This window comes from Rhodococcus sp. NPDC047139, assembly GCF_040643435.1.
Lineage (GTDB): Bacteria > Actinomycetota > Actinomycetes > Mycobacteriales > Mycobacteriaceae > Rhodococcus.
On record NZ_JBEYUH010000005.1, the window covers coordinates 198,051 to 223,573 of the forward strand.

The window sequence follows — 25,523 nt, forward strand, 5'->3', positions numbered from 1 at the left end:
CCGGCCCGGCGAAGCGTCGACCGGCTCCTCACGCCGAGGATTGTCGCCGGCCTGTCGGCCGGTGTGCTGCGCAGATTCGGCCGTCACGCGTGCCCGTCTTCCCCGTGTAGGTCCGTCACGCAGCCCAGTATCACCGATGGCATCGGATCACCCGTTACCCGCCCGTCGTCACCGGCGACGGAGGATCGACCATCGCCGCGCGCCCAACCGGTCGTCCTCATGTGGATGAGGGGACGGATCGCACAGATGGGAGGGGATGCTGTTCAGCATCCCGAGCAGGGAACTGGGCATCCGGGGCACATGATCGGCAGCGGACCGAAGTGCGTGGCGGGCTTGCTGCTGGGCTTCGACCTCCGCGGCGCATTCGGGACACATCGACAGGTGCTGAGCGGCTCGCATGTAGGCCGCCATACGCAGTTCACCGTCGACGAAAGCGGCAACTGCCTCGCTGGCGAGATGTTCCGTAGAGCCGAACCTGCGAGGTGGTTGCACCATCGTCATCACTACCTCCCGGCGGCTACCCCGCATCGACGCGACTGTTCTCGACCTTTCCATGCTCGCGCAGGTACTCACGGAGTGCCTGGCGGCCTCGGTGGATACGACTTCGCACCGTACCGAGTTTCACCCCCAGTGTGGCACCGATCTCCTCGTAGGACAGACCTTCGATGTCACAGAGCACGACCGCGGCGCGGTACTCGGGTCCGAGCGAGTCCAGGGCGGACTGCAGGTCGGCGCCGAGACGCGCGTCGTGGTAGATCTCCTCGGGGTTCGGCCCTGAAGCCGGTACCCGATCGTAGTCCTCCGGAAGCGCTTCCATACGGATGCGGTTCCGTCGGCGCACCATGTCCAGGAAAAGATTGGTGGTGATGCGGTGCAACCAGCCCTCGAAGGTGCCCGGCTGGTAGTTCTGCAACGACCGGAAGACGCGGATGAAGGTCTCCTGCGTGAGATCCTCGGCGTCCTGGGCGTTACCGGAGAGCCGGTAGGCGAGGCGATAGACGCGGTCGCCGTGTTCACGGACGAGTTCGTCCCACGACGGCATGGCCGCGCGGTCCCCGGTGGCATCGAAGGCCGCCGTGCCGCTCAGATCCTCCTCGGGGGCGGCATCGAGTGCCGGGACGGCGTTCTCGGGGACGATGTGGGATCGAGTCATGTGGATCGCTGGATCCTCCTCGTCGGGACCGCTGGGGTGGATACGGGTTTCGAGAGTTCCAACACCCGACCCGCGCAGAATGTTCCGAGAGGAACGTTCACGAGCCGGCGCGTCCTCGAGGCTGCGCACCGTGACGATCGTCTGGTTCATCGAGCGTAAGTTTTCCTCGCGGCGATGTGGCCGACGTATGAGTAACCTGAAACCTCGCTGAGAAAACGTGTCCGGCCGGGATCACACTCCGGAATCTTGCAACTCCCGGCACCTCTTCCGAGCGCGCCTGCCTGCGCGAACCAAGGCCCGAGGATAGCCTCAGTGGGGTGCAGACCAACGCCGATCGCATTTTGACCCACGCCGAGAGCATCGTCGTCGAAGACGACGACCTCTCCGCGGCGCGTGACCGTGCCGAAGATCTGGGTGCCGACCCGGTCTCCCCCTCCGTCGGTGCCACCCTTGCGATGTTCGCCCGGATGCTCGATGCCAGGACTGTCGTGGAAATCGGCACCGGTGCGGGTGTGAGCGGCCTGTGGTTGTTGCACGGCCTCCGCGAGGACGGCGTCCTCACCACGATCGACAGCGAACCGGAGCATCAGCGCGCGGCGAAGATCGCCTTCCGCGAAGCGGGCATCGTCGCTTCGCGTACCCGGCTCATCAACGGCCGTGCGCTGGACGTCCTGCCGCGACTCGCCGACGCCGGATACGACATGGTGTTCGTCGACGCGACACCCGAGGACCATCCGCACTTCGTGCGCGAAGGGGTGCGCCTGCTCCGGCCCGGCGGGGTGATCGTGCTCCACAACGCACTGCTCGACGGACGTGTGGCCGATCCTGCCGCTCGTGACGCGACGGTGCTCGCTGTCCGCGAGGCCACCCGCGCCGTGTCCTCCGACGAACGTCTCGCACCAGTGGTCCTACCGCTCGGAGACGGCCTCCTCTGCGCGGTGCGGCTCACCTGACAGCGATCTCCCCGCAGGGGCGCCGGCTCAGATCCAGATGCCCTTGCCGATGGCGACGACACCGCCGTTGCTGACCGCGAATCTCTGTCGGTCCCGCTCGAGGTCCACCCCGATGATCTCGCCGTCGCCGACGACGACGTTCTTGTCGAGGATCGCGCGACGGACGACCGCGCCCTTGCCGATGCGGACACCCGGCATCAGGACACTGCCCTCCACGGTCGCCCCGTCGTCGACCATGACGTTCGAACTCAGCACCGAGTTGCGGACGGTCGCGGCCGACAGGATGCTTCCGGCGCCGACGATCGACTCCTGTGCGAGGCCGCCCTGCACGAACTTCGCGGGCGGAAGGTTCTCGGCGGCGCCCCGGATCGGCCACCGCCGGTTGTAGAGATTGAAGATCGGATGGACCGACACGAGATCCATGTGGGCGTCGTAGAAGGCGTCGAGCGTGCCGACGTCGCGCCAATAGGCGCGGTCGCGTTCGGTCGCACCGGGGACCACGTTGTCGTTGAAGTCGTAGACGTGCGCCTCACCCTGCTCGACCAGGGCGGGAATGATGTCGCCGCCCATGTCGTGGTCGGAGTCGGGATTGTCCGAGTCGGCCCGCAGCGCCTCGACCAGAACCTTCGTGGTGAAGACGTAGTTCCCCATGGAAGCGAAGGTCACATTGGGGTCGTCGGGTGTCCCCGGTGGGTGCGCGGGTTTCTCGAGGAACTGGGTGATCCTGCCGCTCTCGTCGCTGTCGATGCACCCGAACGCGAATGCCTCGCTGCGCGGGACACGGATGCCGGCGACCGTGACACCGGCTCCCGACTCGATGTGCTGACGCACCATCTGCTCCGGGTCCATCCGATAGACGTGATCGGCGCCGAAGACCACGATGTACTCCGGGTCCTCGTCGTAGACGAGATTGAGGGACTGCAGAATCGCGTCGGCGCTGCCGGTGTACCAACGCGGGCCGAGACGCTGCTGGGCAGGCACGGGCGTGATGTATTCGCCCGTGAAACCTGACAGGCGCCAGGTCTGCGAGATATGGCGGTCCAACGAGTGCGATTTGTACTGCGTGAGAACGCAGATCCGCAGATAGCCCGCATTGACGAGATTGCTGAGCACGAAATCGATGAGGCGGTATGCGCCCCCGAACGGCACTGCCGGCTTGGCTCTGTCCGCGGTCAGCGGATACAGACGTTTGCCCTCGCCGCCGGCGAGAACGATTCCAAGCACATGGGGCTGGCTCCTCACACGCTCAACCTATCCCCCCGCCCATGCCACCGCCAGCGAAGGGGAATCTCGGGGCCGGATCGCAGCCCCGGGGCCAGGTGGCCGGAACTCGGGCGGCCCGCTAGTTTGAGGCGGTGAGGGTGGCAATGATGACGCGGGAATATCCGCCTGAGGTGTACGGCGGGGCCGGTGTCCATGTCACCGAACTCGTCGAGCAACTGCGCCGACTCGTCGAGGTCGACGTGCACTGCACAGGAGCACCGCGCGATACCGCGTTCGTGCACTCCCCCGACCCCGGACTGCGCGACGCCAACCCCGCACTGACGACCCTGTCCGCCGGTTTGCGCATGGCGCACGCCGCAGCCGGTGCGGACGTGGTGCACTCCCACACGTGGTACACGGGCCTGGCGGGGCATCTCGCCGCCGAACTCCACGACGTGCCACACATACTCACCGCGCATTCCCTCGAGCCGCGGCGGCCGTGGAAGGCCGAGCAGCTCGGAGGCGGCTACCGCATCTCCTCCTGGTCCGAACGCAACGCGGTCCGGTATGCCGACGCGATCATCGCCGTCAGCGACGGCATGCGACTCGACGTCCTCGACGCATACCCCTTCGTCGATCCCGCGCGGGTCCACGTGGTGCGCAACGGCATCGACACCACGGCCTGGCATCCGGGTCCGGCGGCGGACGGCCACGAGTCCGTGGTCGCGCGGATCGGTCTCGATACGAGTCGTCCCATCGCCGTGTTCGTCGGCCGCATCACCCGGCAGAAGGGTGTCGGGCACCTGATCGCCGCGGCGCATCACCTCGATCCCGACATCCAACTCGTTCTGTGTGCAGGGGCACCCGACACGCCCGAGATCGCCGCCGAGACCGAACGTGCGGTGGCCGCCCTGCAGGATGCACGCGACGGCGTGCACTGGGTACGCGAGATGTTGCCAACCGAATCGGTGCGAGAACTGCTCTCGGCTGCCACGGTTTTCGTGTGCCCTTCGGTGTACGAACCGCTGGGGATCGTCAACCTCGAGGCGATGGCCTGCGAGACCGCCGTGGTGGCCTCGGACGTGGGAGGTATCCCGGAGGTCGTGGAGGACGGAGTCACCGGACGCCTGGTGCACTACGACGCGTTCGACGCACAGACCTACGAACGCGCCCTCGCCGAGGCCGTCGACGAGGTCGCCAAGGACGGTGCGCGAGCGGCTGAATGGGGCCGCGCCGGGCGCGTCCGTGCGGTCAGCGAATTTTCCTGGGCGCAGATCGCCCGGCAGACCGTCGCCGTCTACCAACAGGTGATCACGGCGCGCTGAGCTCGCCGGTCCCCGCGACCCGAGTCCACGAGGTGACGGTGACCGAGACCGTCACCTCGAACGGATCCGGCAATGTCGCCAGCAATTGCGCGCGCTGCTCGGACGTCATGTGGTGGGCAGACGGTCCCATCCCGGCCACGAGGCCGAGCGCGTCGCGCGGGAGCGCTGCCGTGAACCGCACGTCGGTTCTGTCCGCACGCTCGAAACGTCCCGACAGGGCGGAGGACAGACGCTCGGTCTTCCGATCGTCCACGCTCACCATGCCGGGCAGCGATACCAGTTCGCGCAGATGCTCGGGGGTCGGTGTGGCGACGAGGAGCACGCCACCGGGTGCGAGCACGCGATGACTCTCGGCTGCGTTGCGGGGCGCGAACACCGACAGCACATGGGTGAGCGAGGCGGATCTCACGGGCAGTCGCTGCCAGGCATCCGCCAGGATCGCTCCCGTCCGGGGATGGCTGCGAGCGATGCGTCGCACCGCAGGCTTGGAGACATCCAGGCCGATGCCGCGCGCCGACGGCAGAGCGTCGAGCACGGCCGCGAGGTATCGACCCGTTCCCGCACCCACCTCGAGGATCCGTGCGGCCGGGTCGGCCGCGGTGTCGGCGCAGGCCTCCGCGACGGCGCGGCGGATGGGGTCGTAGTACCCGGCATCGAGGAAGTCGGCGCGGGCCGCGATCATCTCGGCGGTGTCGCCGGTGAAGGGCGTCGACCCGCCGGCGAGCAGCGACACGTAACCCTGACGTGCGACATCGAAGCTGTGGCCGCGGTCGCACATCACGACGTTCTCATCGAGGTCGAGACCGGACCCGCAGTGGGGACAAGCAAGCAGGTCGATCACGTCCGCGAGCATCGCGCTTCTCCCGGATCGTCGGACGGAAGTACCGGTCGGCCGTCACGCCCGGCCGATCGTCCTCTCAGGACGACACCGGGCCCCGCGCGCCGGAGAGCGCGGGGCCCGGAGTGCCCTGAGAAGGGCAGATCAGCTGGTGACACTCTTGAGTTCGTCGCCGAGTGCCGCAGCTTCCTCGGGCGTGAGCTCGACGACCAGACGTCCGCCGCCCTCGAGTGGAACCCTCATGACGATTCCTCGTCCCTCTTTGGTTGCTTCGAGGGGACCGTCCCCGGTCCGGGGCTTCATGGCCGCCATCCTCTGCTCCCTCCAAATCTGCACCCGACCGCCGGGCGCGTGGGTTACCGTGTGGTTGCATCGCCGGTCACGGCGACGCGCACCTTCTCATTCTTCCCTATCCGGATTACGTGCGCGTAGCTGACTCCTGGGTAGAACCCTTCTCCGAGTGCCGTGACCCGAGTGACACCCAGCACGATTCCAGGTGATCGTCGACCATTCCGGTAGCCTGCATCAGCGCATATGCAGTGGTAGGGCCCACAAACCGGAAGCCATGACGCTTGAGCTCACGTGCCATCGCCGTGGACTCCGGCGTCACGGCGGGGATCGCTTCGACTGTGTTCCACCGTCGCGCGCGTCGCGGTGGCGCGAACGACCACAACAGGCTGTCGAGGTCGGTGGGGAGGCCGAGCACGGCCTGTGCGTTCGCGATCACCGCTTCGATCTTGCGGCGGTTGCGCACGATGCCGGCGTCGGCGAGCAAGCGTTCGACGTCGGCCTGTGTGAAACGGGCGACCGCATCGACATCGAATCCGCGGAAGGCAACGCGGAAGGCCTCCCGTTTACGCAGGATCGTCAACCACGACAGACCCGACTGGAACGCTTCGAGCGACAACCGCTCGAACAGTTCGTCGCGCCCGTGCAGCGGGCGGCCCCACTCGTAGTCGTGATAGTCGCGGTAGAGCGACGAACCGGGGCCGTCCACCGCCCACGGGCACCGCACCCGCTCGTCGGTGGTCATCGCGCCTCCCGGCGGGTCGGGGAGGAATCCGCCTCGGCACCACCCGGGGCGTCGTTCACGCCGACGTCGCCGGCCGGTGGGGCCGAGGCCTCGCCCGCCACGGTCGGCGCACCGCCCGCACGCTCCTCTGCATCGGCAAGCCGGGCTCGCAGATCGTCGACCTCGCGGGCGAGCCGATCGAGCGCCCAGTCGACCTCGCTCATCTTGTACCCGCGCAAGGCCTGCTGGAACCGCAGGTCGCGGATGTCGGTACCGGTGATCTCCGCGGCCGGCAACACGGTGACCGTGGTCCCCGGAGGTAGCGGCGCCAAGGTCTCGCCGCGGCCGAAGACGGCGCTCGCCACGAAGAACAACACCGCGGCGACCCCCGCCATCACGAGCACGTACAGCAGAACCGTGAGCATGGTCCGATCTTGGCACGAATCACCGACAGCGGTTCCGGGACGTGCCGCCCCCGTCCGGTCCGGACGAGCCTGCCGTTCGGACCGGACGAGGCTGTCAGCCGGTGACCGTCACCATCGGCGGCCGGTCGGCGAGGTCGACGTTCGTGTCGAACGGCACGAATGCCTCGCCCTCCACCAGGAACTGGGTGAGCGGCGCGCCGGAATCGGCGATCCCGCAGCGCGCGAGCATCGTGCCCACGATCTGCCGGCTCATCGCTCCGAGTTCGGACAGCGGCCGGTTGCGGTGCTTGCGGACACCGAGATTGACCTGCGCGATCGCGTGGAGACCGAATCGGTCGTAGGTGTCGAGCAGCAATCCGATTTCCACCCCGTAGCCCGGTGCGAACGGCACCGACTCCAGCAGTTCGCGCGTGCCGGCGTACTCACCGCCGAGCGGTTGCAGTACACAGGTCAGCTCGGGCCGAAGCGCCGCGAGCAGGGGCCGAGCCACGAGTTCGGTGACCCGCCCACCGCCGTGGGCATCCTCTCCTGCGCTGCTGCGCAGCGGACGCCGGTAGTACCCCTTGACGAGGTGGACACCGTCGCCGAGCAGGAGCGGTCCGAGCAGTTTCGGCACGAAGGCCGGGTCGGGATCGATCAGGTCTGAATCGACGAAGGCGATGATGTCGCCGGAGGTCGCGGCGAGCGACCGCCACAACACCTCACCCTTACCCGGCACGGGCGTGATACCCGGTACCGCCTCCTCGCGGGACAGGACCCGGGCGCCCGCCGCCCGCGCCCGTACCGCGGTGTCGTCCGTGGATCCGGAATCGAGGACCACGAGTTCGTCCACGAGCCCACCGAGCAACGGGCGGATCGTGGCGATCACCCCCGCGACGGTCTCCTCCTCGTTCAGTGCGGGCAACACCACGGTCACCGTGCGGCCTGCTTTGGCCTCGACCAGTTCGTCGATCTCCCAGGTCGGGCGATCCCAGCTGTTGACCTCGTTCCATGTGCGTGCAGGTGCGCTCATGCCAGCCCCCTCACCGTGCGCGCCGGCGGGCGTGTGCCCGCGATCGCCGCGACCATGTCGACCACCCGACGTGTGGCTGCTACCTCGTGTACCCGGAACATCCGTGCGCCGGCCGCTGCGGCCAATGCTGTCGCTGCCAATGTGCCCTCCAACCGGTCGGCCAGTTCGACACCCAGAGTCTCCCCGACAAAGTCCTTGTTGCTCAGCGCCATCAGCACCGGCCACCCGGTTTTTACAAGAACGTCCACGTGCCGCAACAGAGCGAGCCCGTGGTAGGTGTTCTTCCCGAAATCATGGGTCGGATCGATGAGGATCGAGTCGCTCGCCACACCGGCGCGGGCGGCGGCATCCGCCGCCGCGACGACCTCGGTCACCACCTCGTCGACGATGTCCCGGTATCTCACCCGGTGCGGCCGGGTACGCGGAACGGCACCGCCGGTGTGCGAGCACACGATGCCCGCACCGAGTTCGGCGGCGACCGCGACGAGGTCGGGGTCGGCACCTGCCCACGTGTCGTTGATCAGATCGGCGCCTTCGCCCACCGCACGACGGGCGACCTCGCTGCGCCAGGTGTCGACACTGATGAGCACGTCCGGATAGCGCTCCCGGATCGCCGCGACGAAAGGCACGACACGCCGTGTCTCCTCGTCACTGTCGACGACCTCACCGGGACCGGCTTTGACTCCCCCGATGTCCACGAGGTCGGCCCCTTCGGCCACCGCACGATCGACAGCGGCGAGCGCCGCCTCGTCCTCGAAGGTCGCTCCCCGGTCGTAGAACGAGTCCGGTGTCCGGTTGACGATCGCCATGACGAGTGCCCGGTCGGTGGCGACTCGACGCCCGCAGAGGGTGTCCGGTGCCGGACCTGGACGGGTCACGGAGGTGGGCTCGTGGATTTCGGTCGCGGGGCCGCTCATGCTCCCATCCTGACATGATCAGCGACCGGGCAATTCACCTCGCGCGACGCCTTCGACGTACCCGTCGAAGATCGGCTGATAGCCCTCGCTGCGATTCGCGAGCACGTACACGTCGTCCTCACCGCTTCCGGTGTAGCCCTCCTTGCGCAGCTCGACCTTCCGGCTCTTGAAGGTCGTCGTGTACTCGAGCTCGTCGACGATGCGGACGAACAATGGAACGGCGTACTCGGGCAGCGCGTCTTGCAGGGTCTTCGCGAGTGCGGCGCCGTCGAACTCGGCACCGTCCTTCAGTGTGATCGCGGCCATACCGGCACGGCCGTCGGCGCCGTCGACCTCGACCCCGTAGACGACGGCCTCGTCGACCGTCTCGTGCGACGACACCGCTGCCTCGACCTGCGTCGTCGCGACATTCTCACCCTTCCAGCGGAAGGTGTCGCCGAGGCGGTCCACGAAGGCGACGTGCATGTAGCCCTGGTTGCGGACGAGATCTCCGGTGTCGAACCACACGTCGCCGTCGGAGAACGCGTCGCGCAGCAACTTCTTCTCGGTCGCCTCGGCGTCGGTGTAACCGTCGAAGGGAGCACGGGAGGTGACCTTCGCGAGGAGCAGTCCGACCTCACCGCGACCGACCTTGCGCAACCGGCCGTCTTCTCCGGGGCGGGCCAGTCCGGAATCCGGGTCGTATTCGACCACGGCATAGGGCAGCGGGCAGATACCGGCGGTGCGCTTCTGATCGAGCGCGTTGACGAAGGCGATGTTGCATTCGCTGGCGCCGTAGAACTCCACGACGCGATCGATGCCGAAACGCTCGGTGAACTCGTCCCAGAGTTCGGCACGCAGACCGTTGCCGACAGCGAGACGGATCCCGTGAGCGCTGTCGTCCTCGCGCGGCGGCTGGTTGAGCAGGTAGCGGCAGATCTCACCGATGTAGATGAAGGCCGTCGCTCCGTTGCGTTGTGCGTCGTCCCAGAAATTGGACGCCGAGAACTTCCGGCCGAGCCCGAAGGTGGCTCCTGCGGCGAGCACCGAGGACAACGCGACCGTGAGGGCGTTGTTGTGGTAGAGCGGCAAGCACGAGTACAGGACGTCGGTGCGGCGCAGGCGCACACCGAGGCTGCCGAGTCCGGACATCGACTTCAACCACCGGAAGTGGGTCATCCGGCTCGCCTTCGGCAGTCCCGTCGTACCGGAGGTGAAGATGTAGTAGGCGGTCTCAGACGCCCGAAGTTCTTCCGTGACGGCCGGGTTCGACGCATCGGCATCCCGGGCAGAGGTATGGAGTTCGTCGAAACGAAGCACGGTTCGGGCCTGCGGTTCTCCCTCGAGGGAGTCGACCGCGTCCTCGCATTCCTCCCCGACCACCAGGACGGCACTGTCGAGCAGGGCCAGACTGTGGTCGAGGACTTCGCCGCGCTGATTGATGTTGAGCATCCCGGCAGCCGCACCGAGTTTGACCGCGGCCAGAGCAACCAGGAGCGTCTCGGGCCGGTTGCCCATGAGGATTCCGACGACGTCGCCCGTCCCGACACCACGACCGGCGAGCACCGATGCGTAACGGTTGACCTGAGCGTTGGCGTCACCGTAGGTGACCGTCTCTCCCTCGAACCGCAGGAACGGCCGATCCGGATGTCGTTCGGCGAGGTTCTGGAACACCGAGCCGATCGTTTCTCGGGCGCTCGGCTTCCTGGTCATCCCGACGGCACCGCGCAATACGATGGGAAGGTCGGCGGCCATCCGGGGCAGTTTCGAGACGAGTCCGGGCAGGGACACGACGGGGGCACTGTCTCGATCGGACTGAGTGGTCACTGAAGGATCCTCACGGCGACGTCGGGGACTGGAGAACTCGCCCGGGGAACACCCGCAGCGTTCCCCGAACTTACCGAAGAGTAGATAAGAGCGCGGCAGAGTGGAACATTTCAGACCGCCGCGTACGGCGCTGCGCAGCGAGCGAGCGCGTCGTCGAGGTCGGTGGTGATCTCGAGGCCGTCGAGTGCGCGCCGCGCCACGAATCCGGTGTCGACCATCGATTCGAGCCAGGTGAGCAGGCCGTCGAAGTGCCCCATCGGGTCGAGCAGCACCACCGGCTTGTCATGCATACCTAGATACCCAGCCGTCCACGTCTCGAACAGTTCCTCGAGGGTTCCGATTCCACCGGGCAAGGTCAGAAAGGCGTCGGCGCGGTCTTCCATGATGCGTTTACGCTCGCGCATCGTTTCGGTCACGATCAATTCGTCGGCGTCGACGTCCGCCACCTCGCGGTGCACGAGCGCCTTGGGGATGACACCGATCGTGTGTGCCCCTGCCACGCGGGCCGCCTCGGCCACCGCACCCATCATCGACACATTGCCGCCGCCGGAGACCAACTGCCAGCCGCGTCGGCCGATCGCGGTCCCCACTGCGGCCGCGAGTTCGAGGAACTGCGAGTCGACGGGCCCCGACGCGCAGTACACACAGACCGACAACGGCTCGGTCACCATCCACCCTCCTGCCCGTACAGTTCGTTCTCGTCCTCGCCCCGATGGGCCTCGAGGATGATGTTCACGGTCTCCTCCACGCTGTCGGTGACGTGCAGCAGATCCAGATCGGCCGGCGCGATCTTGGCGTCACGGACCAGGACGTCGCGCACCCACCCCACCAGGCCGCTCCAGTAGTCCGAGCCGACCAGCACGATCGGGAACTGCGTGATCTTGCGAGTCTGCACGAGCGTCAGAGCCTCGAACAGCTCGTCGAGGGTGCCGAAACCACCGGGGAGGCACACGAACGCCTGCGAATACTTCACGAACATCGTCTTGCGCGCGAAGAAGTACCGGAAGTTGAGTCCGAGATCGACCCACTCGTTGATGGTCTGTTCGAAAGGCAACTCGATACCCAGACCGATCGAGAACCCTCCGGCCTCGCTGGCACCCCGGTTGGCCGCCTCCATCGCCCCCGGCCCGCCACCGGTGACGACGGCGTACCCGGCGTCGACGAGCGCGGCGCCGAGCCGGCGGCCGAGCTCGTATTCCGGATGCCCGGCAGGTGTGCGGGCCGAACCGAATACGGCCACGGCGCGGGGTACCTCGGCGAGAGCGCCGAAACCTTCGACGAACTCGCTCTGGATCCGGAGCACGCGCCACGGATCCGTGTGCACCCAGTCGGACGGTCCTCGGCGATCGAGCAATCGCTGATCCATCGTGGTCGCCTCGCGGGCCCGCTCGCCGCGCAGCTGCACCGGACCCCGGTGCACGATCTCACGACGGGAACCGTCTTCGGGCGACTTGTCACCGGCCATGGCGGCCAGATTATCGGGTGAGATAGGTGCGCAGGACGGAGGTCACCTCCGTGATCCGTCCGACCTCGACGTGCTCGTCGCGCTTGTGCGCGAGGTTCGGATCGCCCGGACCGTAGTTGACGGCGGGAATGCCCAGCGCCGCGAACCGCGATACGTCGGTCCAGCCGTACTTGGCCCGGAACCGTCCGCCCGCGGCCTCGACCAGCGCGGCCGCCGCCGGGTTCGACAGCCCGGGCAGTGCTCCCGGCGACATGTCGGTGAGTTCCATCGAGATCGCGAGACCGTCGAAGACCTCCCTGACATGCGCGAGTGCGTCGTCGGGGCTGCGATCCGGAGCGAACCGGAAGTTCACGTCGAGCGCAGCTGCATCCGGTACGACGTTCCCCGCGACCCCACCCTCGATGCGCACGGCGGACAGCCCTTCCCGATACACACAGCCATCGATGTCGACCGAACGCGCCTCGTACCGGGCCAGGCGCTCGAGCACGGGGGCGAGCTTGTGGATGGCGTTGTCGCCGAGCCAGGACCGCGCCGAATGCGCTCGTACCCCGTCGGTGGTGATCCGTACCCGGAGGGTGCCCTGGCATCCGGCCTCGATCTCACCCGAGGTGGGTTCGCCCAGGATCGCGACATCCGCCTCGAGCCAGTCGCGCAGGTCGGTCTCGATCCGGCCGAGCCCGTTGAACGACGCCGCGATCTCCTCGCAGTCGTACATCACGATGGTCAGGTCGTGAGCAGGATCGGTGACGGTTGCGGCGAGGTGCAGGAACACCGCGTCCCCGGCCTTCATGTCGGAGGTGCCGCATCCCCACAGCAGGTCGCCGTCACGCCGGGACGGCAGGTTGTCGGCGATCGGCACGGTGTCCAGATGCCCGGCGAGCAGTACGCGGCTGCCGAGTCCACGGTTCGTGCGCGCCAGGACACAATTGCCGTTGCGCACGATCTCGAAGCCGTCGGTCTGCTCACGCAAGGCTGCTTCCACGGCATCGGCGATGAGCGCCTCGTCCTGCGACACACTCGGTATGTCGACGAGTGCGGCGGTCAGTTCGACGGGGTCGGCATGCAGGTCCAGCTGCGGTACAGGCATACCTGCACGATACGAAACGAGCATCTCGCTCAGGCCCCGCACACGATTTCCTCAGGGCGGACACAGCCGCGAGATGGCCTCGCGTACGCTTTCCACCCGTGAGTGCACACGGAGCATCAGCAGTAGGCATCGCGAACATCACGGAGGACGGAACCGTCCTCGACACGTGGTACCCCGCCCCCACCCTCGGCGAGCCGAGCGAAAGCGGAACGACACGCCTCGAGGGCACCGACATCCCGTCCGACCTGGCTCTTCTCGCCGGCACGGACGAGGCTCGTGAGGTCCTGCAGGTCGTGGTCCGGACCGACATCGCCGACCTCTCGAAGCCGCCCGTCGACACTCACGACGCCTACCTGCGACTGCACCTGCTGTCGCATCGCCTCGTTCGCCCGCACGGGCTCAACCTCGACGGCATCTTCGGTCTGCTCGCGAACGTCGTGTGGACCAACTACGGCCCGTGCGCGGTCGACAACTTCGAAACCGTGCGCTCGCGCCTCCGTATCCGCGGTCCCGTCACCGTCTACGGCGTGGACAAGTTCCCGCGCATGGTCGACTACGTCGTTCCCTCCGGTGTCCGCATCGCCGACGCCGATCGGGTCCGCCTCGGTGCGCACCTCGCATCCGGCACCACCGTGATGCACGAGGGCTTCGTCAACTTCAACGCCGGCACACTCGGCAACTCCATGGTCGAGGGCCGGATCTCCGCGGGCGTCGTCGTCGACGACGGCTCCGACATCGGCGGTGGCGCCTCGATCATGGGCACCCTCTCCGGTGGCGGCAAGGAGGTCATCTCCGTCGGTAAGCGCTGCCTGCTCGGCGCGAACGCGGGCGTGGGCATCTCGCTCGGCGACGACTGCATCGTCGAGGCCGGCCTGTATGTCACCGCGGGCACCAAGGTCACCGGCCCGGACGGCACGGTGGTCAAGGCGGCCACCCTCAGCGGCGCCTCCAACCTGCTGCTGCGCCGCAACTCCGTGAGCGGTGCGGTCGAAGTCGTGCCGAACAAGGGCAGCGGCGTCGAACTGAACGCTGCACTGCACGCCAACGACTAGACGATTCGGAACCGGCAGCCGTGAGTGCAACCCCCCAGCCCACCCCAGAGGTCGAACATCTCGGAAGCGGCCTGAAGGTCCGTCACCTGACGATGATGGGGCTCGGATCCGCCATCGGAGCCGGCCTGTTCCTCGGTTCGGGGGTCGGTATCTCCGCGGCCGGTCCGGCCATCATCGTGTCGTACCTGCTCGCCGGAGTGATGATCATCTTCGTGATGCGCATGCTCGGCGAGATGGGTGCTGCGCTGCCGGTCAGCGGGTCTTTCTCGCACTACGCGCGGATCGGTATCGGACGCTGGGCCGGGTTCAGCATGGGCTGGCTCTACTGGTTCATGCTGATCATGGTTCTGGGTGTCGAGATCACCGGCGCCTCGGCGATCGTGCAGTCCTGGCTGCCGGGGGTACCCCAATGGGTGGTCGCGCTGGTGTTCGTGACCTTCTTCGCGGTCGTCAACCTCGCACGGGTCGCCAATTTCGGCGAGTTCGAGTTCTGGTTCGCGGCTCTGAAGGTCGCGGTCATCATCGGGTTCCTGGTGGTCGGCGTCCTGCTCGTCTTCGGACTGCTCCCCGGAACCGAACCCGTCGGTACCACTCACCTCTTCGGTGACGGGGACGGATTCGCACCCAACGGTATCGCCGGCGTCGCGGCCGGCCTGCTCGCGGTGGCCTTCGCGTTCGGTGGCATCGAGATCGTCACGATCGCCGCGGCCGAATCGAAGGATCCCGAACGTTCCATCGCCACCGCCGTGCGCAGTGTCGTCTGGCGGATCTCGCTCTTCTACCTCGGCTCGATCTCGATCATGGTGCTCGTGCTTCCGTGGACTGCGGCGAGTGGTGAGACCTCCCCGTTCGTCTCCGTCCTCGACATCGCCGGCATCCCCTATGTGTCCGGCTTCATGGAACTCGTAGTGGTGGTCGCGCTGCTGTCGGCGTTCAACGCCAATGTCTACGGCACCTCCCGGATGGCGTTCTCGCTTGCGCGCGGAGGCGATGGTCCGGCTTGGCTGAGCAAGCTCACCCACCACGGAGTGCCCCGCAACGCGGTGCTCGTGTCGGTGTTCTTCGGATTCGTCAGCGTGTGGCTCAACTGGTTGTTGCCCGACACGATCCTCGGCATCCTCCTCAACGCGGTCGGATCGGCCCTGATCGCCATCTGGCTGTTCATCGTCGTCGCGCATCTGCGCCTAAGGCGCAGGTTCGAGCGAGAGGGCACCCTGCGGCTGCGCATGTGGCTGTTCCCCTATCTCAGCTGGTTCACCCTGGCGATGCTCATCGGCTTCATCGCGCTGATGCTGTCCGACCCCGACGCCCGGGTCCAGCTCGCATCGACCTTCGTGTTGTTCGTGATCATCACCTTGCTCGGGGTGATCTGGCAGCGTAGCCGGGGACGGACGGTCAACGCCCCGTCCGATCAACCAGTGCTGTGACCACGAGTCCGGTGATGTCGAGGGGATCGATCGTCCGGTAACTCGTCCCTCCGGTCGCTCCGGCGATCCGGTCCAGTGTCTCGAGGTCGACGTCCTCGCCGAGCCCGATCGTCACCACTCGGACCGGCCGGGACGGATCCTTCTCGGCCGCGAGGGTGTCGAGCAGTTCGTCCTTCGACAGGTCCGAGCCGTCGTCGGCGCCGTCCGTCACCACGACCACGCTGTTGGCTGCTCGCGGATCGTAGCTGTCCCGCACGTGCCGGAAGGCCGCGAGGATCGTGTCGTAGAGCGCTGTGTTCTCGTCCGCCGTGCCGGCCATCTGCGCCACGAGCGAGGTGAGATGGTCGCGGTGGGTCCCGCCCTCGACCTCCGAATCGAAACGCCGTATCGGCGCGGCCTCGACGTAGTCACCGCCGGGAGCATCGCCGACTCGCACGCCGAAGAACCACAGCCCGGCCGCGACGCTCCCCGGCAGGACGTCCCCGGCGGCCGTTGCCGCACGACGGACCAGGTCGATCCGGCGCTCGTCGCCGAGACTGCGATTCATCGACGCGGATACATCCACCGCCAGGATGGTGCGGACCGGAAGCGCCTGCAACTCCCACACATTCATGGCCTCCTCCGCGACACTCTCGTCCTGGAGTTCCAACACGGAAACGGGACCGACGCCACGACCGTCCGGAAAAGCACGCCCGCCTCCGTCGCGGAAGCCGTACCGAGCCAGTCTGTCCAGCCCTTCGGGTGCGTGCAGCGCGTCGACGAGCACGATCGCAGCCGATGCAGCCTGGTCGTGTCTGTCTCCTTGTGCGGTCACGACCATGGGGTAATCGACGAGCAGGGTGCCACTCGCGGGTACGGCGGTAGCGAGATCGCGTTCGTTGACACGGCGGTAGGTGTCCACCTGTTGCTCGGTGCTCACCACCGTCCCGCCGTTCGAGAGGACTTCGTCGAGCGCTTTCGAACCTATCGGCGCTGCCTCGCCCCGGACCAGCTCACGCTCGGCCAGCGGCGCCATGACCGGACGTACCTTCCCGATCGCGACCGGGTCGTCGGCCACCTCGGCCAGCACGGCGCGGATGGCACCCACCGCAGGACCCGATCGCAACGGATCACCGAAGGCGAGATCGGGCAGGGACAGAGCGGCCTGCCAATGGGGTACCGGTCCGACCGCACCGGGTGGGCCCGCGAGTACCAGCGGCGTCGTGGCGAGAGGCGTGGAGACGGTGCGCACCGGACCCGAGGCAGTCTTCGCCGCCCACGAGGCCCACCACCCGCCGGCCGGGATCCACAGGTCCGGGACGTCGTCCGTGGCGAGCCGTGCCGACACCTCACCCGGTTCCTGTTCGACGACCTCGAATTCCACGCAATCGACGCCCCGGATCTCCTCCACGACAGGCGCGAGATCCGACGACACCGACACGGTGTAGCGGTCGACGACATCACAGTCGCTTCGTTCCTCCACGACGAGGAACGCGAGCGCCCCTACTGCGAGCACCAGAATCGCCGCGACGATCGTCCGGCTCGCCCGGCGCACGCCCGAGCCTGCGCCCCCGTGTGCCGCGCCACCACGGCCCGGCGGATCCGGATCGGACGGCTCGGACTCCCCGGCCATACCTCGGCCCCCCTCGCGTTCACCCCGAGTGACGCCCCTTCGTCACCGACACCGATGATATCGACCGCGAGACCGGGGAAGCGCGAATCCGATGCGATGTCAGCTTTGTTCGGCGCTCTCCAGTTCGAGTCGCCGGGCGATGAGTGCGGCCTGCAATTGCCGCAGTCCGGAGGGCCGGGTGGGATCGAAGCCGGTCAGCTGCGCGACCCGCTTGAGCCGATAGTCCACCGTGTTCGCGTGGACGTGCAGGGTACGGGCGGTGAGCTGACGGCTGAGATCGTGCGCGATATGCGTTTCCAGGGTCTCGACGAGTTCGGGTGATTCGTCGAGCGGATCGAGCAGTCGTGCGAGGTGGCGACGCGCCGGTCCCGGCCGGGTGAGCTGGTACTCGAGGGCGAGATCCTGCATGCGGTAGGCACCGACCGGGCGGCCGAGCCGGCGCACGAGGTCGAGCAGTTCGTGAGCCTGCTTCGCTGCAGCGGGCACCTCCCGGACGGGGGCGTGCACGAGGGCGAGCGTGACCGACACGCCTGCGACGGTTTCGATGCGTTGCCGGAAGCTCTCGATCGCCTCGGGCAACGGTGAGTCGGGCAGCAGTACGGTGCCCCCTTCCGGACCGAGCATCGCGAGGTGACGGCCCTCGCAGAGCGATTCGAGTTCGGTCTCGACCCGGCGCAGGGTGCGGCGCGCGACGACCTCCGGACGCACGTGCGGATTGCGCTCGTCCGGGTGACGGGTGAGCGAGACCGCGAGCACGGTGTAGGTGTCGGCCAGTACGAGGCCCGAACGCTGTGCGACAGTCGCCGCGTCCTGTCCGCTGAGCAGAGCAGTGACCAGCTCCTGCGCTCCGACGTCGCGTTCGCGCCGGATGGCATCCAGTTCGGAGACGAAACCGGTGGTTGCGGCGACGGTGACCTTTTCGAGAAGGGCCATCCACAAGCGGGACGCGTCGGCGACGGAGGCGACATCTCCCTCCCGGGCACGGTCGGTGACGAGCTCCCAGCCGAGCCTGATGCCCTCGTGATAGATGCGGAGCATGTATTCGAGGCGGAAGCCGGCGCGTGCCCACTGAGCAGCGCTACTGCGCAGATCGGCGAGTTCGGCGTCGGACGGCAGTTCTCCCGAATCGAGGAGATGGACCGCGATGCGCAGGCAGCGCACCGTCACCTCGGTGACGTCACCGCGCAGCGATTCCCCCGGTCGCAGCGAGCACGGAGCCACGTTGTCGGCGAAGTGCGCCACGAGTTTGCGGGCCACTGCCGGCAGATCGCGCAGCGGAACGGACGCGGGCTTTCCGTCCACCAGGAACATCGGCGCGTGGTCACCGTCCCCCCGGCGGTCGCGCCCGGGCACCCGGACATGATCCGGTACAGACATCCCTCGAACCCCCATCGAAGTGAGTAGATCTACACAGTGCAGTAGAGAATCCGCCTCGCAGTGTGACACATGCAACCCCTGTGACCGATTTCCGCGAAGTTCCGGAAACAGGAACTCGCCTCGGAGCGGTCTCGGGTCCGGATGCCTCAGCCCAGTTGTTTCTTCTGCACCTTACCCATCGCATTGCGCGGAAGCGCGCTCACCACGCGCACCTCGCGAGGTCGCTTGTGGACAGAAAGTTGTTGCGCGACAAGACTGGTCAATTCTTCCTCGTCGACCTCGAGACCTTCGGCCGAGGGCACCACGAACGCCACGATCCGCTGGCCGAGGTCCTCGTCCGGAAGCCCCACCACCGCCACCTCCCGTACCGACGGATGCCCGAGCAACACCGTCTCGACCTCTCCCGCTCCCACCCGGAAGCCACCGGTCTTGATCAGATCGGTCGATTCCCGGCCCACGATGCGATGGAAACCGCCCTCGTCGATCACCGCCACGTCGCCCGTGACGAACCAGCCGTCCTCCGTCCACGCCGCAGCGGTCGCTTCGGGCCTGTTCAGGTAGCCGTCGAACAGCATCGGACCGCGGACCTGCAGCACACCGATGCTTTCGCCGTCGTGCGGCACCTCGCGGCCCTGCTCGTCGCGCAGTCGTGTCTCGACCCCGGCGACCGGCGTACCGACCCAGCCGGGACGACGCTCACCGTCCACCCGGGTGCTCAGGGTCAGCATCGTCTCGCTCATGCCGTAGCGCTCGATCGGGACCAGGCCCGTCAACTCGCTCAGTCGTTCGAAGACCGGCACGGGCAGCGGCGCACTGCCGGAGACGAGCAGTCTCGCCCCGCTCAGCGCACGAGCCGCCTCCTCGTCCTCGACGATGCGCGACCACACCGTCGGCACCCCGAAGTACAGGGAGCCCTTCGCTTCCGCGTATGCCCGGGGCGTCGGCCTGCCGGTATGCACCAGTCTGCTACCCACCCGCAGTGCTCCGACCAGCCCGAGCACCAGTCCGTGCACGTGGAACAGCGGAAGTCCGTGCACCAGGGTGTCGCGTTCCGTCCAGTCCCACGCCTGCGCGAGCGCATCGACACCCGCAGCGATCGCCCGCCGGGAAAGGAGTACGCCCTTCGGTGCACCTGTGGTGCCGGAGGTGTAGAGCACGAACGCGATTCGCGACGGACTCGGCTCGGGCAGGTGGTGCCAGTCGCGGGCATGCAACCGGACAGGCAGAGCCGGTAACTCCGGCACGTCGGGATGCTGCACGCCCGGCACCGGACCGAGCCAGGCCTGCGCACCCGAATCCCTCAGGATGTGCGCGAGTTCGGCGGGCCCGGAATCCGGCGGCACCGGCACCACGGTCGTCCCGGCCAGCAGAGCCCCCGTCACGGCCACCACGGTTGCGGGGCTCGGAGTCGCGAGCACGGCCACCCGATCCGCCCGCGCCACCCGCGCCGCGACTGCGGTGGCCGCGCCGAGCAGATCACTGCGGGAGAAGGTATGGCCGTCGATGCGAACGGCATCCGGAAGATCGTCGCCACGTGCGACGGCCAGCGGGTTCAACGAACGAAGCAGTGCAGACACAGCAGTCACGATCCCATACCGCCACCGCACTTCCGTCGAGGCGGTCAGGTGTGTACATCACCGCGCATCGCAGACATCGACGCACGCGCCGGGTGCGGTGGGGGCAGGACGGTGGCGAGTACCGCCCCGAGCAGCATGCCGATCAGAATCGCCACGCCGTGGGCGTCGCCCGCCAGCACGAGCAGCACGCCGAGGACGAAGGTCGTCGCCGCGGCGAGGAGCAGCGAGCGTGGTGCTCCGACCACCGGCCACAGCCCCGCCAGGGTCGCGGCCGAGGCGAGCGTCGCTCCGGTAGTGCCCGCACCGTCCGACGGGAACACGAAGGTGGTGAACAATCCCCACAGCACCTGTCCGGCCACCACCAGCCCGAGCGCCCGGTACCAACCCCACACGCGGACAATCGCGAGGGCGACCACCGCGAACAGCGCGAGGTTCACCACCGTGAGCAGCACCCCGCCGTCCTCGACCAGACCGGCCGTGAGGATGCGCCACCACTCCCCCACATCGCGAGTGCGCACCGGCTGCCGACGGAAGACGTCGAGCAGATCCGGGAAGATCAGGCGGGCCAGCGACATTGCCGCGACCACCGACCACAGCACCGTGGCCGCGACGGGCGGGCGCCACCAGAACGATCGGATCGTCGAGTGCGCAGCGCTACCGGACCAGGAGCGCGACGCACTCGCCGCGGCGATCGCCACCACGGCGACGTAGAGCACCCACAGCCGTGGATCCTCACCCGACGAACTCACGGTGCCAATCTACCGGCGAACGGTCTGCTCGGACGGGGCTGCGCGTAATCCGGCGACTGCGACAGCGGTCAGTGCAATCGCTCGGCGGCCGCCGCAATGTCGTCGTCGGTCGCGGTGAGTGCGATCCGGACGTGCAGCACACCACCGGGCCCGTAGAACTCACCGGGCGCCACGAGGATTCCACGTTCTGCGAACCAGTCGACGGTCGCCCGGCACTCTTCGCCACGCGACGCCCACAGATACAGTCCCGCCTCCGAATGGTCGACGGTGAAGCCGGCGGCGCGCACAGCGGCGAGCAGCACCTCGCGACGTTTGCGGTACTTCTCCCGCTGAGCGTTCTCATGCTCGTCGTCGTTCAGAGCCGCGGTCATCGCCGCCTGGATCGGCAACGGCAGCATCATGCCGGCGTGCTTGCGGACCTCGAGCAGGTCGGCGACGAGGTCGGCGTCGCCGGTGACGAAGCCGGCTCGGTAGCTCGCGAGATTCGAGGTCTTCGACAGCGAGTGCACGGCGAGCAGATTGGTGTGATCACCACCGCACACGCTCGGGTGCAGGATCGACAGTGCCTCACCCTCCCAGGTGAGGCCGAGATAGCACTCGTCGGACACGATGATCGAGCCGCGGTCGCGCGCCCACTCGACGACCTTGCGCAGGTGGTCGGGTCCGAGCACCTTTCCGGTCGGGTTCGAGGGCGAGTTCACGAAGACGAGGTCGGCGCCCTCCGGTCCGAGGCGGGTCAGTCCGTCGGCACGCATGATGCGGGCGCCGGCGAGCAGACCGCCCACCTCGTAGGTCGGGTACGACAGCTCGGGGATGACGACGAGATCGCCGGCCCCGAGGCCGAGCTGCGACGGCAGCCAGGCGATCATCTCCTTGGTGCCGATCGCCGGCAGGACCGCCGCTTCCTCGACTCCGGTGACGCCGTAGCGACGCGCGAGCGCACCGACAGCGGCGGCCCGCAACTCGGCGGTGCCGTGAGTGGCGGGATAGCCGGGTGTCTCGGCGACCGATGCGAGCGCCTCTCGGATGACGGGCGCTACCGGGTCGACGGGTGTTCCCACCGACAGGTTGACGATACCGTCCGGATGAGCTGCGGCCTTGGCCTTGGCATCGGTCAGGGAATCCCAGGGGAAGTCCGGCAGATTCTTGGCCACCGAACGGCGAACACGTGTGCTCACGACTGTTCCATCGGTCCGATCGTCACCGGCACCTATTCCTCACCCATGGGAGGGAGGTTCTTCACGAACGGCGGGTCGTAGTCGACCTTGCCGAGCTTCGCAGCACCACCGGGCGAGCCCAGATCGTTGAAGAAGTCGACGTTCGCCTTGACATACTCGGACCACTCGTCCGGTACGTCGTCCTCGTAGAAGATCGCTTCGACGGGGCACACGGGTTCGCATGCACCACAGTCGACGCATTCGTCAGGGTGGATGTACAGCATGCGACCACCCTCGTAGATGCAGTCGACGGGGCACTCCTCGATGCATGCCTTGTCCAACACATCCACGCACGGTTCCGCAATCGTGTACGTCACTGCTGTTCTCCCTGCCTCTCTGTCGGCCCGCCGACCTGCGTGGCCTCACCCGAGCGGACGTTCTCGACGTCCACGGTCCTCCAGTATCCCCCGACCGCCCGCAGCACCCCAGAGTTAGGGTCACCTACTACGACCGTCGACCTCGGCCGGCGGTCAGCTCGGGCCGACCGAGACCTCTACGGGCGTGTACGCGGTGGTCCGCTGGCGTGCGGGCCGCCCGATACCCTCAGCGATCGCGACGAGTTCGGCGACGGTTTTCTCCGAGCCGTGCTGCGAGCCGGCCATGCGCGAGATGGTCTCCTCCATCAGAGTGCCTCCGAGGTCGTTGGCCCCGCCTTCGAGCATCGCCCGGGTTCCGGCGACCCCGAGTTTCACCCAACTGGTCTGGATGTTGTCGATCCGGCCGTGCAGCATCACCCGGGCGAGAGCGTGCGCGGCGCGGTTGTCGCGCATGGTCGGGCCCGGACGCGACGCGCCGGCGAGATACAGCGGCGACGACTGGTGGACGAAGGGCAACAGCACGAACTCGGTGAACCCGCCTGTGCGGTCCTGGATCCCGCGGATCACGTTCAGGTGGCCGACCCAGTGGTGCGGCTGGTCGACGTGTCCGTACATCATCGTCGAACTCGAGCGCAGGCCCACCTCGTGCGCAGTGGTCACCACCTCGATCCATTCCGCCGTGGGCAGTTTCCCCTTGGTGAGCACCCATCGCACCTCGTCGTCGAGGATTTCGGCGGCGGTACCGGGAATGGTGTCGAGTCCCGCAGCGCGCAGTTCGGTCAGCCACTCCCGGATGGACGTACCGCTGCGGGCGACCCCGTTGACGATCTCCATCGGCGAGAAGGCGTGGACGTGCATCGACGGCACCCGGGCCTTGACGGCCCGCACGAGATCGGCGTAGCCGGTCACCGGCAATTCCGGATCGATGCCGCCCTGCATGCACACTTCCGTGGCACCGGCGACATGCGCTTCCCACGCCCGGTCGGCCACCTCGCTCGTCGAGAGCGTGAAGGCGTCGGCGTCGCCCTTGCGCTGGGCGAAGGCGCAGAAGCGGCAACCGGTGTAGCAGATGTTCGTGAAGTTGATGTTCCGGTTGACGACGTAGGTGACGTCGTCGCCGACGGTGTCGCGTCGCAGTTGATCGGCGAGTGCCACGAGCGCTTCGAGGCCGGCGCCGTCCGCATTGGCGAGGGTGATGTAGTCGGTGTCGGAGCAGCCGCCCGGATCACGCTCGGCGGACCGCAACGCCGAGAGCACGTCGCTGTCGAGTCGCACCGGCGCGGAAGTGCCCAGCGCGAGCACCTGTTCACGAACGGTTTCCCAGTCGCCGAACGCACTTCCGAGATCCGAACGATGTGCGGTGTTGCGACCGGTGACGTCGATCTCGGAGTTCAGGTCCACACGTCCCGACGACTCCCAGTCGATGTCGGGTTCCTGCCAGGGCAGTCCGGAAGGGATCACCTCGGTACGCGCGAGACCCGTGCTCGGGTCGGCGAGGGCGTGCACGTGAGCGGTTATGCGCGGGTCGATCCACGGTTGCCCGGCCAGCACGTATTTCGGCTGAGCGGCGATTCGCTCGGTGAGTTCGAAACCGGCCTCGGCACTCAGACGCGCCAGCGTGTCGAGGTTCGGCCAGGGCCGTTCTGGGTTGACGTGGTCGGGCGTCAGCGGCGAGACGCCACCCCAGTCGTCGATACCGGCACCGAGCAGCGCACGGCATTCGTCGAGCGAGACCAGGTTCGGCGGCGCTTGGATGCGCATGTCCGGCCCGAGGACCAACCGCGCGACGGCGACAGCGGCGAGGAACTCGTCGAGATCCGCGTCGTCCACATCGCGCATCGCAGTGCCGTCCTTGGCACGGAAGTTCTGGACGATCACTTCCTGAATGTGACCGAAAGCCTTGTGGGACTTCCGAATCGCATGGATCGATTCGGCGCGCTCGGTGAAGTTCTCACCGATCCCGACGAGGATCCCCGTGGTGAACGGCACCGCGAGGCGTCCCGCGTCCGTGAGCACCCGCAGACGCACGGCCGGGTTCTTGTCGGGACTGCCGTGATGGCACTGGCCCTTCTCGGTGAACAACCGCTCGGAGGTGGTCTCGAGCATCATGCCCATCGAGGGCGCGACCGGCTTCAACCGCGAGATCTCGGCCCAGCTCATCACCCCGGGATTGAGGTGGGGCAACAGTCCGGTCTCCTCCAGGACGCGGATCGCCATCGCCCGCACGTACGCGAGCGTCGAATCGTATCCGCGCTCGGTGAGCCACTGCTGCGCTTCGGGCCAGCGGTCCTCGGGTCGGTCGCCCAGCGTGAACAAGGCCTCCTTGCAACCCAGTTCGGCTCCCTGGCGGGCAATCTCGAGGATCTCGTCGGGTTCGAGATACATGCCGCGTCCCTCGGCCCGGAGCTTGCCGGGCACCGTGACGAAGGTGCAGTAGTGGCATCGGTCCCGGCACAACTTGGTGATGGGGACGAACACCTTCCGCGAATAGGTGACCGTGCCGGGGCGCGCTTCGGCGAGCAGGCCGGCATCGCGCACCCTGGCCGCCGACGCACAGAGATCCTCGAGATCCGCGCCCCGAGCCTGCAGCAGTACCGCTGCCTCGTCGACGTTCAGGGCGACTCCGTCGCGAGCCCGGCGCAGCGCACGTCGCATTCCCGATGGTGTCGCCGTGGTGCGAGATGCGGCGCCCGGCCGCACGGCGGGGGTCGGGAGCATCGCGGACTGCGGGGTGTCGTCTGCGGAATCGGTCATGCGCCCGATCATGCGCCTACCCGCACCCCCATGCCACCTCGGGGTCTATTCGTGCGGGTAGTCGTCGTCCGCCGGGACTTCGCGGTACTGCTCGTAGGTGTCGGCCGGGTCGGCCTCGAGCGGCACGTTCGAGGGCAGGACGTCGGCGGGATCGTCATAGACGGGCGTGGCCTGCTCGAGCCGGTCGGCCTCGGAATCGTTGTCGGACTGGATCTCGATGCCGAGCGCATTCGACTCTGTCATTG

25 protein-coding genes are annotated in these 25,523 nt (G+C 67.6%); 4 read left to right on the plus strand and 21 right to left on the minus strand.

The features are described from left to right. Nucleotides 1–168 precede the first annotated feature (168 nt). Nucleotides 169–501, minus strand: a complete 333-nt coding sequence (locus ABZ789_RS08310; protein ID WP_358421699.1) for a zf-HC2 domain-containing protein — start codon at nucleotides 499–501, stop codon at nucleotides 169–171. Nucleotides 502–517: 16 nt separating this feature from the next. Further along, nucleotides 518–1,153 carry an RNA polymerase sigma factor SigE gene (gene sigE, locus ABZ789_RS08315; RefSeq protein WP_358422146.1) on the minus strand — a complete coding sequence of 212 codons (636 nt, stop codon included), beginning with the start codon at nucleotides 1,151–1,153 and terminating at the stop codon, nucleotides 518–520. A 317-nt stretch (nucleotides 1,154–1,470) separates the two neighbouring features. On the opposite strand from sigE, the gene ABZ789_RS08320 reads away from it, so the two are divergent. Beyond that, the gene (locus tag ABZ789_RS08320; RefSeq protein ID WP_358421702.1) at nucleotides 1,471–2,106 is read left to right on the plus strand and encodes an O-methyltransferase; all 636 of its coding nucleotides are present in this window, start codon (nucleotides 1,471–1,473) and stop codon (nucleotides 2,104–2,106) included. Between the two features lie 27 nt (nucleotides 2,107–2,133). On the opposite strand, the gene glgC is transcribed toward ABZ789_RS08320, so the two are convergent. After that, complete coding sequence (gene glgC / locus ABZ789_RS08325; RefSeq protein WP_358421705.1) at nucleotides 2,134–3,348, minus strand: glucose-1-phosphate adenylyltransferase; 1,215 nt, start codon at nucleotides 3,346–3,348, stop codon at nucleotides 2,134–2,136. Nucleotides 3,349–3,461: 113 nt separating this feature from the next. On the opposite strand from glgC, the gene glgA reads away from it, so the two are divergent. Next, nucleotides 3,462–4,634 (plus strand): glycogen synthase, encoded by a 1,173-nt coding sequence (gene glgA, locus ABZ789_RS08330; protein ID WP_358421708.1) that lies wholly within the window; start codon nucleotides 3,462–3,464, stop codon nucleotides 4,632–4,634. Here glgA and ABZ789_RS08335 read toward each other — a convergent pair. The 10 genes from ABZ789_RS08335 to dapE form a co-directional block, all read right to left on the minus strand. Beyond that, entirely contained in the window at nucleotides 4,621–5,487 is an 867-nt protein-coding gene (locus tag ABZ789_RS08335; RefSeq protein WP_358421711.1) for a putative RNA methyltransferase, read from the minus strand. The two genes, glgA and ABZ789_RS08335, sit on opposite strands and share 14 nt — an antisense overlap. Nucleotides 5,488–5,616: 129 nt before the next feature. Then, complete coding sequence (locus ABZ789_RS08340; RefSeq protein ID WP_006554284.1) at nucleotides 5,617–5,784, minus strand: DUF3117 domain-containing protein; 168 nt, start codon at nucleotides 5,782–5,784, stop codon at nucleotides 5,617–5,619. 106 nt (nucleotides 5,785–5,890) lie between these two features. Then, nucleotides 5,891–6,505 (minus strand): DNA-3-methyladenine glycosylase I, encoded by a 615-nt coding sequence (locus tag ABZ789_RS08345; protein ID WP_358421717.1) that lies wholly within the window; start codon nucleotides 6,503–6,505, stop codon nucleotides 5,891–5,893. Next, nucleotides 6,502–6,909, minus strand: coding sequence for a DivIVA domain-containing protein (locus ABZ789_RS08350; protein ID WP_358421719.1), 408 nt, complete (start codon nucleotides 6,907–6,909; stop codon nucleotides 6,502–6,504). Before ABZ789_RS08350 ends, ABZ789_RS08345 begins: the two co-directional genes overlap by 4 nt. A 94-nt stretch (nucleotides 6,910–7,003) precedes the next feature. Next, nucleotides 7,004–7,921 (minus strand): glucosyl-3-phosphoglycerate synthase, encoded by a 918-nt coding sequence (locus ABZ789_RS08355; RefSeq protein WP_358421722.1) that lies wholly within the window; start codon nucleotides 7,919–7,921, stop codon nucleotides 7,004–7,006. Then, nucleotides 7,918–8,838, minus strand: coding sequence for a dihydropteroate synthase (gene folP, locus ABZ789_RS08360; RefSeq protein ID WP_358421725.1), 921 nt, complete (start codon nucleotides 8,836–8,838; stop codon nucleotides 7,918–7,920). The genes ABZ789_RS08355 and folP overlap by 4 nt, the downstream gene beginning before the upstream one ends. Nucleotides 8,839–8,856: 18 nt before the next feature. After that, nucleotides 8,857–10,608, minus strand: a complete 1,752-nt coding sequence (locus ABZ789_RS08365; protein ID WP_358422149.1) for a long-chain-acyl-CoA synthetase — start codon at nucleotides 10,606–10,608, stop codon at nucleotides 8,857–8,859. A 146-nt stretch (nucleotides 10,609–10,754) separates the two neighbouring features. Then, the gene (locus ABZ789_RS08370) at nucleotides 10,755–11,315 is read right to left on the minus strand and encodes a TIGR00730 family Rossman fold protein (RefSeq protein WP_358421728.1); all 561 of its coding nucleotides are present in this window, start codon (nucleotides 11,313–11,315) and stop codon (nucleotides 10,755–10,757) included. Continuing rightward, nucleotides 11,309–12,109, minus strand: coding sequence for a TIGR00730 family Rossman fold protein (locus tag ABZ789_RS08375; protein ID WP_358421731.1), 801 nt, complete (start codon nucleotides 12,107–12,109; stop codon nucleotides 11,309–11,311). Before ABZ789_RS08375 ends, ABZ789_RS08370 begins: the two co-directional genes overlap by 7 nt. Before the next feature lie 10 nt (nucleotides 12,110–12,119). After that, nucleotides 12,120–13,196 (minus strand): succinyl-diaminopimelate desuccinylase, encoded by a 1,077-nt coding sequence (gene dapE, locus ABZ789_RS08380; protein WP_358421734.1) that lies wholly within the window; start codon nucleotides 13,194–13,196, stop codon nucleotides 12,120–12,122. Nucleotides 13,197–13,294: 98 nt separating this feature from the next. Between dapE and dapD the strand changes: the two genes are divergently transcribed. Together dapD and ABZ789_RS08390 are read left to right on the plus strand one after the other, a co-directional pair. After that, a complete protein-coding gene (gene dapD / locus ABZ789_RS08385; RefSeq protein WP_358421737.1) occupies nucleotides 13,295–14,248 on the plus strand; it encodes a 2,3,4,5-tetrahydropyridine-2,6-dicarboxylate N-succinyltransferase in 954 nt (317 codons plus the stop codon). 95 nt (nucleotides 14,249–14,343) lie between these two features. After that, on the plus strand, nucleotides 14,344–15,675 hold the full coding sequence (locus ABZ789_RS08390) for an amino acid permease (protein WP_358422152.1): 1,332 nt from the start codon (nucleotides 14,344–14,346) through the stop codon (nucleotides 15,673–15,675). Here ABZ789_RS08390 and ABZ789_RS08395 read toward each other — a convergent pair. The 8 genes from ABZ789_RS08395 to ABZ789_RS08430 form a co-directional block, all read right to left on the minus strand. After that, nucleotides 15,644–17,287 carry a substrate-binding and VWA domain-containing protein gene (locus tag ABZ789_RS08395; RefSeq protein WP_358421740.1) on the minus strand — a complete coding sequence of 548 codons (1,644 nt, stop codon included), beginning with the start codon at nucleotides 17,285–17,287 and terminating at the stop codon, nucleotides 15,644–15,646. The two genes, ABZ789_RS08390 and ABZ789_RS08395, sit on opposite strands and share 32 nt — an antisense overlap. A 99-nt stretch (nucleotides 17,288–17,386) precedes the next feature. Continuing rightward, nucleotides 17,387–18,598, minus strand: coding sequence for a helix-turn-helix domain-containing protein (locus ABZ789_RS08400; RefSeq protein WP_358422154.1), 1,212 nt, complete (start codon nucleotides 18,596–18,598; stop codon nucleotides 17,387–17,389). Nucleotides 18,599–18,810: 212 nt separating this feature from the next. After that, nucleotides 18,811–20,241: an acyl-CoA synthetase gene (locus ABZ789_RS08405; RefSeq protein WP_358421743.1), complete on the minus strand. Its 1,431-nt coding sequence runs from the start codon at nucleotides 20,239–20,241 to the stop codon at nucleotides 18,811–18,813. Nucleotides 20,242–20,285: 44 nt separating this feature from the next. Continuing rightward, complete coding sequence (locus ABZ789_RS08410; RefSeq protein WP_358421746.1) at nucleotides 20,286–20,990, minus strand: rhomboid family intramembrane serine protease; 705 nt, start codon at nucleotides 20,988–20,990, stop codon at nucleotides 20,286–20,288. 68 nt (nucleotides 20,991–21,058) lie between these two features. Beyond that, nucleotides 21,059–22,168: a succinyldiaminopimelate transaminase gene (dapC, locus tag ABZ789_RS08415; RefSeq protein ID WP_358421749.1), complete on the minus strand. Its 1,110-nt coding sequence runs from the start codon at nucleotides 22,166–22,168 to the stop codon at nucleotides 21,059–21,061. Nucleotides 22,169–22,200: 32 nt separating this feature from the next. Beyond that, nucleotides 22,201–22,524 carry a ferredoxin gene (gene fdxA, locus ABZ789_RS08420; protein WP_006550573.1) on the minus strand — a complete coding sequence of 108 codons (324 nt, stop codon included), beginning with the start codon at nucleotides 22,522–22,524 and terminating at the stop codon, nucleotides 22,201–22,203. A 153-nt stretch (nucleotides 22,525–22,677) separates the two neighbouring features. Further along, nucleotides 22,678–25,278, minus strand: a complete 2,601-nt coding sequence (locus ABZ789_RS08425) for a bifunctional FO biosynthesis protein CofGH (protein WP_358421754.1) — start codon at nucleotides 25,276–25,278, stop codon at nucleotides 22,678–22,680. A gap of 45 nt (nucleotides 25,279–25,323) precedes the next feature. Then, complete coding sequence (locus tag ABZ789_RS08430) at nucleotides 25,324–25,521, minus strand: hypothetical protein (protein WP_358421757.1); 198 nt, start codon at nucleotides 25,519–25,521, stop codon at nucleotides 25,324–25,326. Nucleotides 25,522–25,523: the final 2 nt, after the last annotated feature.

Bases quoted from the DNA above. Each gene is read 5' to 3' on its own strand.
- sigE (WP_358422146.1), bottom strand. From the start codon at position 1,153: ATGACTCGATCCCACATCGTCCCCGAGAACGCCGTCCCGGCACTCGAT.
- ABZ789_RS08370 (WP_358421728.1), bottom strand. From the start codon at position 11,315: ATGGTGACCGAGCCGTTGTCGGTCTGTGTGTACTGCGCGTCGGGGCCC.
- folP (WP_358421725.1), bottom strand. From the start codon at position 8,838: ATGAGCGGCCCCGCGACCGAAATCCACGAGCCCACCTCCGTGACCCGT.
- ABZ789_RS08430 (WP_358421757.1), bottom strand. From the start codon at position 25,521: ATGACAGAGTCGAATGCGCTCGGCATCGAGATCCAGTCCGACAACGAT.
- ABZ789_RS08345 (WP_358421717.1), bottom strand. From the start codon at position 6,505: ATGACCACCGACGAGCGGGTGCGGTGCCCGTGGGCGGTGGACGGCCCC.
- ABZ789_RS08335 (WP_358421711.1), bottom strand. From the start codon at position 5,487: ATGCTCGCGGACGTGATCGACCTGCTTGCTTGTCCCCACTGCGGGTCC.
- ABZ789_RS08425 (WP_358421754.1), bottom strand. From the start codon at position 25,278: ATGACCGATTCCGCAGACGACACCCCGCAGTCCGCGATGCTCCCGACC.
- ABZ789_RS08375 (WP_358421731.1), bottom strand. From the start codon at position 12,109: ATGGCCGGTGACAAGTCGCCCGAAGACGGTTCCCGTCGTGAGATCGTG.
- ABZ789_RS08390 (WP_358422152.1), top strand. From the start codon at position 14,344: ATGGGGCTCGGATCCGCCATCGGAGCCGGCCTGTTCCTCGGTTCGGGG.
- ABZ789_RS08395 (WP_358421740.1), bottom strand. From the start codon at position 17,287: ATGGCCGGGGAGTCCGAGCCGTCCGATCCGGATCCGCCGGGCCGTGGT.
- ABZ789_RS08340 (WP_006554284.1), bottom strand. From the start codon at position 5,784: ATGGCGGCCATGAAGCCCCGGACCGGGGACGGTCCCCTCGAAGCAACC.
- ABZ789_RS08400 (WP_358422154.1), bottom strand. From the start codon at position 18,598: ATGTTCCTGGTGGACGGAAAGCCCGCGTCCGTTCCGCTGCGCGATCTG.
- ABZ789_RS08355 (WP_358421722.1), bottom strand. From the start codon at position 7,921: ATGAGCGCACCTGCACGCACATGGAACGAGGTCAACAGCTGGGATCGC.
- ABZ789_RS08350 (WP_358421719.1), bottom strand. From the start codon at position 6,909: ATGCTCACGGTTCTGCTGTACGTGCTCGTGATGGCGGGGGTCGCCGCG.
- dapE (WP_358421734.1), bottom strand. From the start codon at position 13,196: ATGCCTGTACCGCAGCTGGACCTGCATGCCGACCCCGTCGAACTGACC.
- ABZ789_RS08310 (WP_358421699.1), bottom strand. From the start codon at position 501: ATGACGATGGTGCAACCACCTCGCAGGTTCGGCTCTACGGAACATCTC.